15 protein-coding genes are annotated in these 16,070 nt (G+C 37.2%); 5 read left to right on the top strand and 10 right to left on the bottom strand.

Annotated elements, in window-relative coordinates; all coding sequences use genetic code 11:
* The first annotated feature begins 188 nt into the window (after positions 1 to 188).
* From ACKLNX_RS08320 to ACKLNX_RS08310, 3 genes are read left to right on the top strand one after another with little or no spacing between them, the layout of a single operon-like run.
* A complete protein-coding gene (locus ACKLNX_RS08320) occupies positions 189 to 572 on the top strand; it encodes an SMR family transporter (protein ID WP_412971984.1) in 384 nt (127 codons plus the stop codon).
* 57 nt (positions 573 to 629) lie between these two features.
* Positions 630 to 1,436 (top strand): sugar phosphate isomerase/epimerase family protein, encoded by an 807-nt coding sequence (locus ACKLNX_RS08315; protein WP_412971983.1) that lies wholly within the window; start codon positions 630 to 632, stop codon positions 1,434 to 1,436.
* A 28-nt stretch (positions 1,437 to 1,464) separates the two neighbouring features.
* On the top strand, positions 1,465 to 2,232 hold the full coding sequence (locus ACKLNX_RS08310) for a glycosyltransferase family 2 protein (RefSeq protein WP_412971982.1): 768 nt from the start codon (positions 1,465 to 1,467) through the stop codon (positions 2,230 to 2,232).
* Between the two features lie 102 nt (positions 2,233 to 2,334).
* Here the strand turns inward: ACKLNX_RS08310 and ACKLNX_RS08305 are convergent, their stop codons facing one another.
* From ACKLNX_RS08305 to ACKLNX_RS08265, 9 genes are all read right to left on the bottom strand, one after another.
* The gene (locus ACKLNX_RS08305; RefSeq protein ID WP_412971981.1) at positions 2,335 to 3,744 is read right to left on the bottom strand and encodes a UbiA family prenyltransferase; all 1,410 of its coding nucleotides are present in this window, start codon (positions 3,742 to 3,744) and stop codon (positions 2,335 to 2,337) included.
* Positions 3,745 to 3,902: 158 nt separating this feature from the next.
* Positions 3,903 to 5,177 (bottom strand): hypothetical protein, encoded by a 1,275-nt coding sequence (locus tag ACKLNX_RS08300; protein ID WP_412971980.1) that lies wholly within the window; start codon positions 5,175 to 5,177, stop codon positions 3,903 to 3,905.
* Between the two features lie 202 nt (positions 5,178 to 5,379).
* The gene (locus tag ACKLNX_RS08295; protein WP_412971979.1) at positions 5,380 to 6,150 is read right to left on the bottom strand and encodes a hypothetical protein; all 771 of its coding nucleotides are present in this window, start codon (positions 6,148 to 6,150) and stop codon (positions 5,380 to 5,382) included.
* Position 6,151: 1 nt separating this feature from the next.
* Positions 6,152 to 7,129, bottom strand: coding sequence for a glycosyltransferase family 2 protein (locus ACKLNX_RS08290; RefSeq protein ID WP_412971978.1), 978 nt, complete (start codon positions 7,127 to 7,129; stop codon positions 6,152 to 6,154).
* Positions 7,126 to 8,079 (bottom strand): hypothetical protein, encoded by a 954-nt coding sequence (locus ACKLNX_RS08285; protein ID WP_412971977.1) that lies wholly within the window; start codon positions 8,077 to 8,079, stop codon positions 7,126 to 7,128. The genes ACKLNX_RS08290 and ACKLNX_RS08285 overlap by 4 nt, the downstream gene beginning before the upstream one ends.
* A 41-nt stretch (positions 8,080 to 8,120) precedes the next feature.
* Entirely contained in the window at positions 8,121 to 9,857 is a 1,737-nt protein-coding gene (locus ACKLNX_RS08280; protein ID WP_412971976.1) for a hypothetical protein, read from the bottom strand.
* Entirely contained in the window at positions 9,854 to 11,911 is a 2,058-nt protein-coding gene (locus ACKLNX_RS08275) for a GNAT family N-acetyltransferase (RefSeq protein WP_412971975.1), read from the bottom strand. Before ACKLNX_RS08275 ends, ACKLNX_RS08280 begins: the two co-directional genes overlap by 4 nt.
* 165 nt (positions 11,912 to 12,076) lie before the next feature.
* The gene (locus tag ACKLNX_RS08270; protein ID WP_412971974.1) at positions 12,077 to 12,922 is read right to left on the bottom strand and encodes a PEP-CTERM/exosortase system-associated acyltransferase; all 846 of its coding nucleotides are present in this window, start codon (positions 12,920 to 12,922) and stop codon (positions 12,077 to 12,079) included.
* A 145-nt stretch (positions 12,923 to 13,067) separates the two neighbouring features.
* Positions 13,068 to 13,835, bottom strand: a complete 768-nt coding sequence (locus ACKLNX_RS08265) for a YdcF family protein (protein WP_412971973.1) — start codon at positions 13,833 to 13,835, stop codon at positions 13,068 to 13,070.
* A gap of 75 nt (positions 13,836 to 13,910) precedes the next feature.
* Here ACKLNX_RS08265 and ACKLNX_RS08260 point away from each other — a divergent pair, with 75 nt between their 5' ends.
* Together ACKLNX_RS08260 and ACKLNX_RS08255 are read left to right on the top strand one after the other, a co-directional pair.
* Positions 13,911 to 14,714 carry a S1 family peptidase gene (locus ACKLNX_RS08260; RefSeq protein WP_412971972.1) on the top strand — a complete coding sequence of 268 codons (804 nt, stop codon included), beginning with the start codon at positions 13,911 to 13,913 and terminating at the stop codon, positions 14,712 to 14,714.
* 27 nt (positions 14,715 to 14,741) lie between these two features.
* Positions 14,742 to 15,758 carry an NAD-dependent epimerase gene (locus ACKLNX_RS08255; protein ID WP_412971971.1) on the top strand — a complete coding sequence of 339 codons (1,017 nt, stop codon included), beginning with the start codon at positions 14,742 to 14,744 and terminating at the stop codon, positions 15,756 to 15,758.
* Positions 15,759 to 15,962: 204 nt separating this feature from the next.
* Here the strand turns inward: ACKLNX_RS08255 and ACKLNX_RS08250 are convergent.
* Positions 15,963 to 16,070: IS3 family transposase (locus tag ACKLNX_RS08250; RefSeq protein WP_412970873.1), on the bottom strand; the 108-nt coding region annotated here is incomplete at its 5' end.

Here is a 16,070-nt window from a genome sequence, read left to right as displayed (position 1 = left end):
AATTAGGAATACGATTTATGCTACTTAGCACTCAAGAAAAGAACTTCGCTTGATACAAGACCTGAGAATGAGTTCGCTCATTATTACTTTTTAGGCAAACTACTAATTGAGTTTAATGTCCAGCTCAAATTAGAAAGCATTAAATGAAAAGCTCTGGATAATTAAGCAATAAGGCGTTTTGTAGAACTATGACCATCAACATCATCCTATTCATCATCAGTAGTGTTAGCTTGTCAGCATTTGCTCAAATAGTGTTAAAGATGGGGATGTCAAATGCCAAGGTCCAGAATGATTTAATGATTGCTGGAAATTTGTTTGAAAAGCTATTTATTGCTTTAACAAATGTATACGTGGTGGCCGGCATAAGTATGTATCTGCTGAGTATGGTTCTTTGGCTAGTTGTGCTGTCAAAAATTGATGTTAGTGTCGCTTACCCCTTTGTCGGCTTAGGGTTTATTATTACGATGGTCTTAGGATTTTTATTACTTAACGAGCAGATATCTGCTATGCGTGTGATGGGAACCATACTGGTGGTTTGTGGTGTACTCATGGTTTCATCTACACAATCTTAAAGGACGACGGTGAGACCGTGTTATCACTATTTTGTGATAAATCAAAAGGGACTATATATGAAACTATCAGTGTCTAATATTGCATGGAACGAAACCGAAGATCTTGAAATATTTAAATTGCTAAAAAGTAGCGAGGCGACAGGAATTGAAGTTGCTCCTACCAGAATTTGGCCAGGATGGCAGGGAGCAAGTTCGAACTATGCCTCTCAAATAAAAACGACTTATGCAGACTCTGGCTTCAAAATTCCAGCTTTACAAGCCATTCTATTCGATAAACCTGAACTACACGTTTTTGGCGATACAGATAACCAAGCAGAACTAATCGACCACCTTGATAATGTAGCTTCATATGCCAAAGCATTTGGAGCAAGGGTATTAGTATTTGGTTCGCCTAAAAATAGAGATAAAGGCTCGCTGTCAAACGAGCAGGCTTTTTCTTTGGGAGCAGATTTTTTTAAACGGGCAGGAGCAGCCTGTGTTAAACATGATGTTCAACTCTGCCTTGAACCCAATCCAAGTATATACAATTGCAATTTTATGACGCGTTGGCAAGACATACTGAATATGGTGGAAGTCGTGTCTCACCCAGGTATCGCTGTTCATCTTGATACTGCCTGTATTTCACTTGAAGGTGATGACATTATTGAAGCTATTGAAACGTGCTCAGGAAAAATTGCACACTTTCATGTTACTGAACCTAATTTGGGTGATTTCTCTCAGCCAACGCTTGATCATGCTGCGATTGGACAGGCATTGAAAAAAGCTCAATACGAGGGTTGGCTATCAATCGAAATGCGGCGTACTGAAAATCCGCAAAAAAGTGTTCAGGAAGCTTTAGAAAAAGTAACTCATTGGTATAGCTAATTCACTGGAACAGAAGCAGTAATAAATTATGAACAGTAAAGCTTTAGATAAAGACACGAACGATATGCCGGTAAGTTTATTTTCTATCGTTATGCCTGCATACAATGAAGAAAGTGTGATTGAACAAACCTTAATAGACCTAACTACTCATTTAGATAGCTGTGGCTTCAATTATGAAATTGTGGTTGTGAATGATGGTAGCAGCGATAACACAGAACAGGTACTCGAAAAAATTGAGGCAAACCTCAAAACAGTACGCCACGTTAATAACGAGGGCAGTCATGGGTATGGTTATGCTATTCGCAAAGGATTAGAGGAGTACAAGGGGGATGCGGTCGTTATTGTAACCTCCGACGGTTCTGACGCGCCAAAAGATATTGCTGCGTATTTTAATAAGATTAAAGAAGGTTACGACTGCGCATTCGGTAGTCGTTTTATTGCAGACGCCACGGTCACTGATTACCCAAAATTCAAATTAATAATTAATCGTATAACTAATCGCTTGTTGTCATGGGTACTAAGAAGTAAGTACACCGATTTTACAAATGGCTTTAAGTGTTATCGTCGCCATGTTATCGATGATATGCAGCCATTGGTTGCAGGGCAATTTAATATCACCATCGAACTTGCCGTTTCAGCCACTTTAAGAGGATGGACTTATGCTGTTGTCCCTACAGATTGGACACAAAGAGATGCGGGTGATTCGAGTTTTTACATCAAGCAACTGCTTAAGCCGTACTTTTTAACTTTAATTTATTGCCTGACTCGAAATTATTTGAGGAATACGAGGCGTTAGGAGATTGTACTTCATTGTCGATAGTTTTCAGTCATACGATAACGCCTATTTTATTCGATAACTTACAACTTTCTTGAAGAGCATTTCCTCAACTTCTTATTTTTAAAAAAGCTTTCCGAATATGGTAACAGCAGCTAGACCAGCAACAATAATCAAACTACCTCTGTCTTTTAAGGCAAATAAAATTGGATCATCAGTCATTTCTCCCCTTGATGTTTTAACCCAGATCCTCACTAACCAATAAGCAAGCATAGGAACGGCGGCCCATAAGACATGAGGCGAAGTATACTGATCTTCCAGAACGTCACTATTTAAGTAAAAGCAAAACATCAACACCGCGAGCATGCTTGATGACGATCCAAAAGAGGATAGTATTGTATAGTCAGAGCTATTGTAATCTCGACCCGTAGCTGCTTGTTTGTCGCATTTTTCTAGTAGTTTTAATTCAGCACAACGCTTAACAAGTGCAAGGCTAAAAAAGATAAACATCGAAAACGCTAGTAACCAAAAAGATAAAGCCACGCCAATCAGAATAGCTCCTCCTATAATCCTAATTGTATATAACGATGCTAACAATATTGTATCTAGTGCAACGTATTGTTTAAAGTTAAGTGAATACGAAAGTGTAAGTACAAAATAAGCAAGTAATAGCAGTGTAAACTCAGCGTTTGTCATTACTGCTAAAATGAATGAACTGACAAATAGTGAGCTTGATATTAACATTGCAGTTGGTATGGATAGAGTTCCACAAGCAATAGGCCGTTTCGATTTGTTGGGGTGTTGCCTATCCGCCTCCAAGTCCAATAAATCATTTATGATGTAAGTTGAAGATGCTAGAAAGCTAAAGGCAAAAAAACCAATAATGCCCGTCATTATAGAATCAACACTCACAAACAGGCCCGAAGTTAATAGGGGAACAAACAGCAACAAATTCTTCGTCCATTGGTGAATTCGAATTTGCTTCAGAATTAATTTTAAAGTTAGTTGGGGGCGAATAAATATTTTTTCGAATGTTAGGTCAGAGAATTTACCCAAGGATTTACTGACTAAAAAAGATGACTCAGCATTGCGGAATATTACTTTGTCAGCACTTGAGTCACCTATGTAGTCAAATGTAGTCGATTCATTATTTATTTCTTGAAGCTTTCTGCCAGATTTTAGATTTCTGGTTTCGTCGCTTGCTAACACATCATCGAACACATCGGGAAATTTATTTAACACTTCGGTTGCATACTTTTTATGACTTGCTGTTGCAAGAACGATACGATCCCATCGGGATTTATTATTGCGTAAAAATAATAAGAGATCTTCGTTAACTGGCAGAGTCTCTGCATTTAAACGAATGTGAGTAGCAATAAAACCTTTGAACGCGTTTTTCCCTTTTAGAAGATAAAACAGCGCTATCAAAGCTATCAACGGCTTGTGTTTAACTAATAGTGTGTAGGATTCGTATAATAAATCGGTATAGATAAATGTATCATCCAAATCGACATACAGAGTATGAGGTGTCATAAATCTTCTCTCCATGAATGGTCAAGCTCATGCGTTGCACAGATCTATAGTACTTCCTATATCTATAGTTTAACTCTTTCTTACATGTGGTAATTTTTATCTTTTTGTAGAAGCAGCAACAATGCTTCTTTGTTTTCAATTAAATTATCAATTTAGCTCTATATGAGCGCTTCAATGTGTCTATTTAAATAAGATAGCACATTTAATGAAGACCAACATGTTATTGCAATAACTACTGCAATAACTACTGACGTTACTATTTTTGTTGCTTTGCTTTGTATCTGTTTTAAGCCCAATGCAAGACAGACAAAAATTGGGAAAGTAAAGTGGCTTGCGTATAAGAATAGTGAGCCTCGGTCATGATATTCAATATGAAAAACAAAGCTTAGTATTACAAATATCAAAAAGGGCATGAAAACAATACGATTTTTACTCAGCAAACCAATAACGAAAGTAAGATAGATGAAAAACAAAGCACTCATTTCGAGAATGCTATACTGCAGTGATCTTAAATCCAGCATAGAAAAGCCACCAGGTATCGGTACTAAGCTAGGCTGAGGAGCGAGCAATCCGTTAGCGAAAAGAATATAAAGCACTTCAAACATCGATGCAGCTTCACCTGGCCTAATAATTGCCCACAATACAGCTCTCAAATAATCAATGGGTGATGTTAGTAAAATGAAGAATTGCTCAGGATACGTGATAATCAAGATAATCGTGCCATACAATAAACTTAATACAGCTAAACCCAGCAGTCGTTTGCACTCCGACTTAAATTCTACTTTTCGGTTCTTAGTGTTGTTAACTCCTTTCGATAATTCGACTAAAAATACCAACAACAGCATGTAAATCGTTATTCCACTTAACATTACATAAATGAATGCGAGAATAAATGCAGGCGTTTGTTTATTTTGATAAAAATCTCGGCAAAACAAATATATCGCTAAGGCAGTCCAAGTGCTTAAGAGTGAATATGAATCGAACACAACCGCAATGCTCACGATAGAAGAAGTAGAAGCAAGTAAGATTAATAGCAAGAGAGAAACTAAAGGATTCTTTGTGATTAACAAAAACGTTTTCCACATTAAAAATAAGCTTGTTGTAACAGATAAGATGCAGACGATGGCAACTGAATCAAACCGCGTGAAACCTATAAACTGAAGAAAGGCAGAAAAGTAGGAATATAAGTAAACAAAAGGGTGCTTAATCCAAATTGCTTCGACTGCGGTGATGTCTGACAAGTATGAACCATCTATGGCTTTAACAAATACAGATTGATCAAAGTCGAATGCGACATTCATCATTTCGTAGAAGCCTAAGGCATTTAGATTGTTTGCATAATAGTAAGCAAACACAAAAAATAAAAATAATATGGAAATGATGAATATTTTGTTTTGGTTTTCTTCAATTGAAGACGAAAGATTCCCTAACATTATTTAAACTCCGTTTTATAAAAATTTTGGAAAATAACTATTTTTGCTTATACGTATCCTTTGTATATAGAAGTTTGATTCTTCAAATTAATTAGCAGTAAAAAATTATATAGCGTTGAAATAATATAACGGACCTGAGAAGAAAGTAGAAGAACTAAGATTTCTAGCTGCTTTTACTTCGTTTTCGGTGACATGCATATTCTTATCGACATGAAGAGGAATTTTTAATTAGCACTTTTCTCACTTGGCTATATTTTAGTTCGAGTGTGTTAATCTGGTTTTCGGTCAATTTAATATCGTCGTATTTGTTAGTTTTCTTTATGATATTTCCTGTCATTAAGTTCCCTGTATGGTCGCCTCCATCTCCTACGCCTGTCAATTTTTTAGGTGAAAACTTTTCTTTCAGGGGGGCGTTAAGCTCTAAAAATTCACTAATTCGTTTTAGTGTTTCATTCGAATTATCAATAAGCTCTTCCGCATCGTAATAAAAATAGCAACTTTTCAATTTTTCTGAGTATGTGGCGAGACTATCTGCCCTGTTAATATAATAATTGGTGACCACGTCGGGATCTGTAAATTCATGGTTAGGCAGGTTTTTCTGAAACATTGCTACAGTGCTTCTTACTGTTATTTCAGGTTGACGCAGGCTAATTAAGAATTTTGAAGAAGAATTCTTTAAAATGTAATCTGTTACTCCGTGTCCGTCGTGTAAAATTTTGTCAAATATATTTTTTTTAACTACTTCCTTTGGGTGCTGTGCAAAATATTTACTTTTCTGCCTTAAAAAGCTTTTCCAACTGTAATACCCGATATGCATTTCATAATAACCATTGATTTCATCGTGCTCTCCTAGTATGTGTCCTAGCAAACTAGTATTGGCTCGCATGTGACTGAGTAAAAAAATGTGAGTTTGAGGTTTTAAAATACTTGGTTTCGCAGCAATGTTTTTAACTAATTCAAAAAATTCAGCCATTTCATATTCTCGATTTTATTTTTAGATATAAAGCGTAAAGAAACCACCTCATATCAAACTTAACGCTGGCTGCTAATGATGCATAGAAAGCGGCTAGTTTAATATTGCAATTGCTTATCTGAATGTCATGGCAACGTTTGAAGATATCACAAAGTTGTTCAGTAACTTTGTATATTACCGCTTCATGTTTACAAGTTTGCAAGAGATTCATATGTGAAGTTATTTGTTGCAGCAGCTTATCCATTTTATTCACGGTAGTTGATGCATTTTGTGATAGTTTTTTGTTCGGAATGTAGTGTTTAGCTATGAAATGGTTATTGAAAAAAATATAATCTGCTTTATCAATTAGTTTCGTATAAAAATTTCTATCTTCCTCATATCTTAGGCTTTCATTAAAGCCGCTAATCGATACAATTAAGCTTTTTGACGCAATGAGCGTGTTAAGATGATTGAAACCATTACTGCGTAGTATCTGTTTTAAAGATATTTCGAATACGCCCGCATCAAGAGAAAGCGTATCTGCTAAGTCCTCATTCCAAACAATACTTTTTACAGAATTACCTTCAGGCGTAATTGCGTTTTGTTTCGATAAAAATATACAGAACTCAGTCGACTTATTTAGTAATGAATTATAAGCCTCAGATAAATGGGATTTTCTTACCCAAACATCATCATCATCTAAAAAACAAATAAATTGGCCAGAAGAAAGGGCGATACCTTCATTTCTTGCAAAGCTCGGTCCGTGACCATTTGTGCGTTGCTCAAGTTTCTTGTATACAACTTTGTTATCCAATGAATTTAGGAAGTGTTCAGTCTTCATTTGATTATCTTCATCTGAGCCGTCGTCGATGACTATTATCTCGAAAGTAAAATTAGCGTCTACTTTTTGCTCAATTAAAGATTGAATAGCCCTCTTGAGTAACTTGGGTCTGTTCCTTGTTGCAACAACTATTGAAAAGAAAGGATTGTTAATATTCATAGCAGGCTTGGGGTAATCTTATGCGTTTTCGAATTAATTAATGCCAACAATAAGTTTACGTTTTCAGCCTTTAAATTATTCAAGGCTGAAATGTTGTTAACATAAGGCGAGCCGCACATCTTGCTACTTGAAGAATGAAATGAGTGAATTAGATGTAGTACGCCAGTTCTTAGAAGCGAGTCAACTAGCTTTTGTATTTGCGTGCTAGAAAAGCCCTCTGGTGACATCCTCACTTTTTCTACACCAAGCACCCTCAATATTATTTTTCCAAATAAGTTATTATTTAGTTTATTTAAGTGTCGTGAATCCTTGTTAAGCCAATCAGTGAAGCTTGATAAAAAGCTGATATATCCACTTGAGTGCGGGATACACCTCACACCATCACGCTCAAACTCAGCATTCGTATACCCCGAAAAATCCGGCCCATCCTGGTGCCTAAAATCAGCAAAAGGGCTAACACTAACATCAACTTTATAACCTAGCTCTTTTAATATTCTGTAAGTGTTTTCACCAACGCCATAACGCCCGGCTAAATAAGTTGTCGGCCTTATACCGGTTAGTTCAGTAATCTTCTCTGTCAACATACTTAACTTAGCTTTTTCAACCTCTGCAGGCAAATTACCGGGATAGGATAGTTTCTCATCGATATTGTCAATGTCAGACTGCTGCTCATCAAACGGAGGGTTAACCCAAGGATGCAAGTGAGTAGCAAACTCAACCTGCTCAGCATAGTTTTCCTGCATAAAACGAATGACTTCCTGTCCTTGCTCGGACGTAACAAACGCCCAATCCATCGCAAAAGTAATGCAACAGCCAAGCTCGAGCATATCCACGCACATCTCAGTGAGTTCTTTGCCGTGAGTCACGGAGCTGTTGTTGCGATTAAAACCACCTGACCAATCGAATTCTTCTTCAGTGTGGATGACTATTGATAGTTTCGTTTTTCTCAATTATTTTCACTTACTTAGTTTTTGGTTGTTCTGTGTTGCTATTATGAATTGTTCTTTAAATGCGATTCAAAAAAGTTTTTGACGGCTTCAACAATCAATAAATAGCAATACTTCACTGCCTCATCACCGTTCCCATATGGATCTGCGATCTCATTATGCTTACCGAGTCCTCGAGGTACAAAGTGTGCAAGATTAAACAAATATTTACAATCGTAAAAGCTTTCTATCTGACTCATGTTTTTATCATCAAAAATAAAAATAATATCGTGTTCAGGGTCTATTTCATGCTGTGGTAACCACTTTGAACGATGCTCTGTTAAACAAACCCCTATATTTTTCGCACCCATAACACATTCGTCTGGACTTTTTCGCTGTTGGTTTTGATGAAATCCATAGGAATCAATAGCCCATGTTAAGTCTACTTCGCTCGCCAAAATAGACAAGGTTTTCGCTGCCATAGGGCTGCGCATGATATTGCCGTAGCAAATAAATTTAATCGAAATATCATTTTTAATGTGTAACAGCCGCATTAACCTTTGCATTTCGGCATCTGAAGGGTCGGTAAATTTTTGTTTGAATTTTCCACCGATAGTTGCTTGCCAAAACTGTTTTACCTCATGCTTAAATGGTGCCGGATCAAGTTTGTCGTAACTATCAATTTGCTCATTGTGAAATATGCGGAAAAAGCTGAGTATTCGTTTGCTCAATCGACCTAAGGCATAAAATGTGGATTGATGTTTCAAGTCATATTCAAATTCAGCTTTCAAATCGTATATATCGTTACTGAGGCTTCTTGCATAAGCATTTACTTTATATTGCTTGTTAGGCAGGGAATGTGGTGAAAACTCATTAAACAGATACTTGGCATAATCCGCTGGGAAATCAATACCAGCGAATACAGCAAGAGGTAAAGACCCCCAAAAGCGAGCATTTACTTCAATTAAAATCCACAGGCCGGTGGTTCTGTTCTTCTTGAACTCAAACATACCAACGCCAGTGAATCTAGTTGCTTCACATAACTTTATACATGCCTCTCCCATGCCTGCATCTACCGGAATCGCTTTGCGGTATGAACTTCCACCGCCTGCTCTGGGCTCATTAACGCGAGTATGAGCAAACAAATGTTGGACTTTACCATCGACGGCAAACAAGCTTACACCTTCTCCGACCCCAGTGAAATATTCTTCAATGAGGTATTCGTCTCGTTCATGGACATGCTTGGTGTAAGCACGCAATTGCTCATCGTTTTCAACAATCTCGACTTTTTGACGTGTCGACAATGTTTCAGATTTAAAGGATAAAGTTGGCTTTACTACAAATTTATTGCCAAATAAAGCTGCAAGTTCTCCGTAGCTTTTATCTTTAATAGTGAGAATCTCACCTCGAGCAACAGGTATCTCGCATTTGATAGCAATTTTTTTTGTTTTTTCTTTATCAAAAAGGTTTTCTATAACCTCTTGGTTTGGAATGGCTAATTGGCAGCTTGGTGGAAAAGATGATTGGTTTTCGTATAAGGGAAATATTGCGCGTTCGTCACAGGGGAAAAGGGCGTCATAATTTTCTTGATAAACTAATTCTAATAAACAGCTTAACCATTCTGTTTGTGAGTATGCTTGATAATTAAGAAAGTGAGCCCGATTTACATATTTTGAATGCAGTGAAGGTGATTTTTTATCATAACAGACAACGTCTACCAAATAACCCTGTTTACCTAATGAGCGAATTACCGTTAAAAAACTGCGAGTGTCTTCGCCTAAAACCAATACCTTCTTGGTCATATTTTATCTCCTGGCAAAATGCTGAAAATGGCATCAATGCCAATTGCACTCGTATTTAATTCCCATACTTTTTTGTGTTTATGAATATCAATTAGAATCACTCTTGCATAAGACTTTGATTTAACTATGTGCTTTTTTGACTGCCTAATTTTACTGATACCGACGAGGACTAAATTTGTGGAAACTGGCAATACACCTCTACACCAGCCATTTAAATTAGGGATGAAATGGTTAAGGTTACTAACGCTTTTTAACGAAAGAGATTTGGTATCGTAAACTGAAATTCTGCCATCGACATTTGTAAAAAATATATTGTCTTTGTACACAACACCATCATGAACTAAATCGTGACCAATGTTTATTCTTTGTTCCGGTGCATCTAAACAAATCGCGTCCATGAAGTCACAACGGGTTGCCCATAAATTGTCGTTCAAAAAGAAAGCATAATTCGGATGAGCTAAATGCGGTTTTGTTGACTGGACCTGTCTGTAATCAACATCTTCATTTAATCTGCAGCTCTTATTCTTTGTTAGCGCACTGAAGTGATTTACATCACCTGACAATGCAGAGAACTGAGTGACACAATCAAGTCCGGTGTTCACGACGAACAAGTCATCACCCTTTTCAACAACATGGTGTAAATCATTAAAAGACTGGTGGCTATATTGCTTTTTCAATTCAAGCTCAGGTAGCTGATACTGGTGAATTTCAGTTTCCGTGACGACATTAAGAGTATCATCATTAATACTGCCTGATTTGTACAGAACGTTGCTACTCTCATTTTGAAGCCCACTTGGTGGCTGATAGTTAACCGTTTTTACGAGTTTTAATTCGCCTTTAGACGAAACTTCACATGCAACTATTGAGGCAGCGATATATTGCGGACTATTTGATTGATTACTTTCTTTTCCACCAGTTAGAATAAATTTAACTGTAGGCGTTTTACTAATGTTCTTTTTGCCGCTCACATGACGTTGCTTTAACTCCCTGAGCTTGTTCTCAAGCGTAAATTTAAGCTTCTTCTTACTGAAAACACACAAAAAGATAGGAGATGCAGTAGATGCTAGTGAACGCTTATATTGTGACTCACCCGCCATGAAGTCATAGAGCTCAAAGCCTTTATTTATATAGTGCTGAATTGCTAAGTAATGAGCAACTAAACCTGGTTTCAAGGCGCTGCCTGTCTCTTCATAATTATTTGCAGATAAATAAAACTTTACGTCATTACCTTGTATAAAGTTGTACAAGTAACAAATTACGCTATCTCCAGCGGTAATTTTAATTATATCAATTGAGCCACTTTCTAAATTTTTCTTAATCAAATTTTGATGAAACTTAACAAAAGTTGGATTTGAAAACCCACTCCCAACTATCGTGTTTTCCCAGCGAGAAATATGAAACGGAGCAGCTTCTTCAAACCAACATAATCCTTCCTTTACGGTCTTTGCGACTGATAAGGATATTTCGCCACGTTTTCTGTAAGCTTTTAAACTTCTGTTTATTTGATAGCGTGAATTCTTGGAAAGCGTGCTTAAATAGTCTAACTTTTTGTTCCGTAGGCGAGTTAAATTAACTTGGTAGCTATGGCTATGCCAGACTAAGTTTTCGTTTAGATTCATTGTACGAAAGGGAATCAGTGCATTGTGTGTCGATGCCCCGATAACAAATTCATCCCAATCTAGTTGCTTGTGAACTTGCTCTATAATTTCAGTACGTACCGCATTTTCAATTGTTGCAGAAAGTAAAAAATCGTTGTACTCAATCCAAATTTGATCAGTTTTTTCTTCGCCGGTTTTATGCAAAAAGAGTTGCTTAGATCGCACGAAGCCGTTTCTGAATATTTTTTTATCGACTAGAATACCTAAACCAACAACAGAATCGTTCTGGCTGGCAATACAAAGAGTGTAGGGGGATTTAATTGAGTCTAACCAATTACCAATCCAGTTCCATGAGAGAAAAAAGTTGGGACGGGCTTTACTGTAAAGCAGGTTCCACATTTGCTCTAATTCAGCTTTGGGAATTTCCTTTTTGAATTTGACTAGTATGGGGGGCATTCTTTTAATCTAGTTTTTAATTGGTTAGATTTAATCCACATTTAATCTTAAAATGTAAACTAAAGATAGACTTAGCTCAATTTTATTTTTAAAAATGATGTATCAATCTAAAAACGGCATCGAGTCATTTTCTCAAACTTAATTTACGACGCCGCTTCTGGTCAATTAATTTATCTTTTGTTCGTTCATGCATTCTCTAATGTTTTCTAACATGCATTTAAAACCTTTAGACAAGGTAGAGACGAGTAAGGATGGATTTATGTAGTATGGCGCTCGCTTACCATGGTAATCGACTACCGGACCAATTTGTATAAACTTAATACCGACATAACCCATACTTCTCGCTAGGCGAGGCTCCATCATTACATAGGTATGTTTTTTTCCCAATTTCATTACAAGCGCTGCAGCAGCGAAATATAGACCAACTGCAATAAACGGAAAGCATCGTAATTCCGCATCTGACTCAATAAATTGATTGATCGATCCTGTTGCTGCGCCAACAAATTTATCTGCTTTGCGTCGTCTAAATGCAGCTGGTACAGCCAATCTTGAAATTTCACATATTTCGTGACGCTCAAAATTTGTTGGTGAATACTGTGATTCAGTTATTGTGTCTAGGCAATACTTTTCTATGGGGAGTAATTGGCCCTCTTTTTGTGGACTGACAACTCGGACAGTTCCAGCAAAGGTCTCAGATTTAATATGCTGGATCATGCTGTATTCCGAATATGCATCAAACTCATCTTTTTCTAAACCGTCTTCTCTAACAGGCTCAAAATTGAGTTCATCGCAATAGACATTATGCCTAAGCTTAAAAACACATTCTTTTTTGTAATCCGTATTCGCGATAACGGGTGTTAGGAACTGGGAGAAGTGATAGCTAATTTCATGAGCTTCTCTAAGTTTCTTATATCCACCCCATTGTTTCTTTACATACATGACTAACTTGGACTTCTTCTTAGGAGTCCTTGTGTTGCCTTGTAGAAACTGCTGTATTGATTGAATATTCATGAATGAGCCCTTTTAGTTCTAAATAGATTATAGGCACATTGATTTTTAAACAGGGTATTGAGGCACATAATAGATATAGTAAAACATACTTGATATGTAGCGGTTTTACTTATCACAAGCTACTTTGTGATTGTTTTTATTGAGTTTATTCAAACAATGCTATTTCTAGATTGGCGAAATAAGTATAAATGGCTCGTTGACTTTTTTTTATACTATTGATACTCGGCCAACCAAGACCAATCGATGGATTGCTAAGGTTAAAATGTTCAACGGGAACAAACTGAAACTCTAGGTGCGAATTTAGTTCCATTAATTTGTGAAGCCGTCTTCCATGACTAGATGACGACACGATAGCTAATTTATTTATTTTAGCGATACTAGGTTCGGCTAGTAGTCCAATTAGTTCTTCTTTTGTATTTGTGCCTTTATCTACGACTTTAATCATTGTTTCGGGAACCCCAAGGCGAACTAAAAATGCTTTTGCTTCAATGGCGTAACTAAAGTCTTTGTCTTCAGTGAAGGCACCTCCACTTACATAAATCAAGCTGGGTTTTTCTTGGAACATTTGATATGTGTGCACTAACCTTTGCAGTGAACAATGATTCCAGCGACTAACATCAGGGAGTGCTGGGTTTTTGTAGTGTAGACAGGCTAAAACCCATATTGCGTCCGCATTTTGCCAACTTTTATCTGATGCTTTTACTGAGGCAAATTCTTGCTCGATGGGTGCCATCAACATTTGGCTAAAAAAAGGTTGAGCACATAGATATAGCCATAAAAGGGTTATCCCAATGGTTATCCAAACCGTTATTTTGGTAACGACATTACGCCAATACAGTAGTGCAATCACGGCAAAGATAATTAGCGTTTGGTTAATCGGAGAGGTGAGTATATGAGCGGCTTCTTTTATCACTGTATTCTTTTTAAGTTTGGTAATGGTGGGTTGTTTTCGTTATCCTATCTTACAAACAGAAATATGAGAAATAAAATGCCTATTAAAATAATTAGTTTCGTTTTTCTATCGTGTTTATTCTTTAGCAATCTGACTGCGGTTGCAATCGCAAAAGAGGATAAACAAACTACCGGTTCACCTAGTTTGGTTGATTCAGTAAAATTAGTGAAACCATCGGTTGTTGGCATTGCGTTGTATACACCGATGGAATCGAAAGCGCCTCAGTTATTGGGGACAGGTTTTGTTGTTGGAAATGGACAATACATCGTTACTAATTATCATGTTGTGGGGAAGGAACTTGACCCTTCAATTGTTCAAAATTATGTGGCTCTTAGTGGCTCAGGACCTAATCCTTACATCCATAAAATGAAGATCTTAGCAATCGATCCTGTTCATGATATTGCAATCTTATCTACTACAAATAAGCTACCTGCACTCAACTTGGCGAAAGATAAATTGATAGATGAAGGTAGTCGTATTTTTTTTACTGGCTTTCCAATTGGCGCAGTCCTAGGGCTATATCCCGCTACTCATGAAGGCATTGTTTCAGCAATTGCTCCCGATATTAACCCCGCAAGTAACGCTGACCAATTAACTGTACAAATGTTAGCGCGCTTGGAAAAGCCTTTTATGATCTACCAACTAGATGCCACGGCTTACCCAGGCAATAGCGGTAGCCCAGTGTTTGATCGTCGCACTAACGAAGTAATAGGCGTGATAAATAAAGTGTTCGTTTCAGGAGGGAAAGAGGCCGCACTGACAAATCCGAGTGGTATTAGCTATGCCATTCCAGTAAGAGAGCTTAGAAAGTTGGCTAAAATTAACGATATTGAGCTATAAACTATAAAGCATAAAAAGGAAAAGACCTTGAGAATATTAGTTACAGGTGCTGCTGGTTTTATTGGAGCGCACACTTGTCGCCAATTGCTCGATATGAAAATGAGTGTGATTGGCATAGATAACCTCAATGATTACTATGACACTTCGTTAAAAGATGCACGTATAAATTGGATAAATGATCATGAAAATGCAAATGATTTTTCGTTTGTTAAAATGGATATTGCGCATCGGGATGCAATGGAATCCTTATTTGCTGAACATCAGTTCGATCGAGTCATCCATCTAGCAGCCCAAGCCGGTGTTAGGTTCTCAATTGAAAATCCGCATGCCTATATCGATGCAAACATAGTTGGCTTTATGAACGTGTTGGAAGGATGTCGACATAACAATGTTGAGCATTTGGTCTATGCCTCTTCAAGCTCAGTTTATGGGGCTAATGAAGCCATGCCGTTCAGTGTTGATGATAACGTGGATCATCCAGTATCACTTTACGCAGCAAGTAAAAAGGCAAATGAATTAATGGCCCACACATATAGCCATTTATACAATTTACCAACAACTGGTTTACGCTTCTTCACAGTTTACGGACCTTGGGGCCGACCTGATATGGCTCCCTTTAAGTTCACAAAAGCTATCAGAAACGGTGATCCAATTGATGTTTACAATTATGGTAATCACCGACGTGATTTTACTTACATAGACGATATAGTGTCTGGTGTTGTCAAAACGATGATGAACGTGGCACAAAATAATGAGAATTGGGATGCAAAAAAACCTTCGCCTAGCACAAGTAAAGGTCCTTGGCGTGTTTACAACATTGGTGCGCAAACTCCAGTTCATCTACTTACTTTTATTGAAACGATTGAGAAAGCACTAGGTAAGACTGCAGTGAAAAATTTGCTTCCTATGCAGCAAGGTGATGTACCCGATACTTTTGCAGACGTTGAGGCGTTAGTTAGAGACGTTGGTTATCGACCAAGTATTGGTTTAGATGAGGGAATTACTAAGTTTGTGGATTGGTATAACGAGTTCTATCCTTTATAGCCACTTGGTGTCATTTATTGACTTTAGTTCAGCCAGCAAGGCAGGATATCTGAAGTATTTGAGTAAGTTATGATTTAAATAGTTATTAACAAACTTAAGGATACTCTCCAAAAAGGTTTGAAAAGTGTCAACGTTATTTAGGATGGGTTAACAAACATAAAAAAAGCGCCGGAATGAAGTGACCCCATTAAGTTGGACTCATTTCTAAGCGGCGACCAAGGCCTGATTTCGATATTGTGTCGGACTCAGGCCTTTTAGTTTTAGCTTAATGCGTTCGTTGTTGTAATAATCAATGTATTGTTTGATGTTTTC

Source organism: Glaciecola sp. MF2-115, from assembly GCF_047250385.1.
GTDB lineage: Bacteria > Pseudomonadota > Gammaproteobacteria > Enterobacterales > Alteromonadaceae > Glaciecola.
Note: the sequence above shows the minus strand (reverse complement) of the source record. Positions and strands in the feature narration are given on the sequence as shown.

Bases quoted from the DNA above. Each gene is read 5' to 3' on its own strand.
- ACKLNX_RS08320 (WP_412971984.1), top strand. From the start codon at position 189: ATGACCATCAACATCATCCTATTCATCATCAGTAGTGTTAGCTTGTCA.
- ACKLNX_RS08315 (WP_412971983.1), top strand. From the start codon at position 630: ATGAAACTATCAGTGTCTAATATTGCATGGAACGAAACCGAAGATCTT.
- ACKLNX_RS08310 (WP_412971982.1), top strand. From the start codon at position 1,465: ATGAACAGTAAAGCTTTAGATAAAGACACGAACGATATGCCGGTAAGT.
- ACKLNX_RS08305 (WP_412971981.1), bottom strand. From the start codon at position 3,744: ATGACACCTCATACTCTGTATGTCGATTTGGATGATACATTTATCTAT.
- ACKLNX_RS08300 (WP_412971980.1), bottom strand. From the start codon at position 5,177: ATGTTAGGGAATCTTTCGTCTTCAATTGAAGAAAACCAAAACAAAATA.
- ACKLNX_RS08295 (WP_412971979.1), bottom strand. From the start codon at position 6,150: ATGGCTGAATTTTTTGAATTAGTTAAAAACATTGCTGCGAAACCAAGT.
- ACKLNX_RS08290 (WP_412971978.1), bottom strand. From the start codon at position 7,129: ATGAATATTAACAATCCTTTCTTTTCAATAGTTGTTGCAACAAGGAAC.
- ACKLNX_RS08280 (WP_412971976.1), bottom strand. From the start codon at position 9,857: ATGACCAAGAAGGTATTGGTTTTAGGCGAAGACACTCGCAGTTTTTTA.
- ACKLNX_RS08275 (WP_412971975.1), bottom strand. From the start codon at position 11,911: ATGCCCCCCATACTAGTCAAATTCAAAAAGGAAATTCCCAAAGCTGAA.
- ACKLNX_RS08270 (WP_412971974.1), bottom strand. From the start codon at position 12,922: ATGAATATTCAATCAATACAGCAGTTTCTACAAGGCAACACAAGGACT.
- ACKLNX_RS08260 (WP_412971972.1), top strand. From the start codon at position 13,911: ATGCCTATTAAAATAATTAGTTTCGTTTTTCTATCGTGTTTATTCTTT.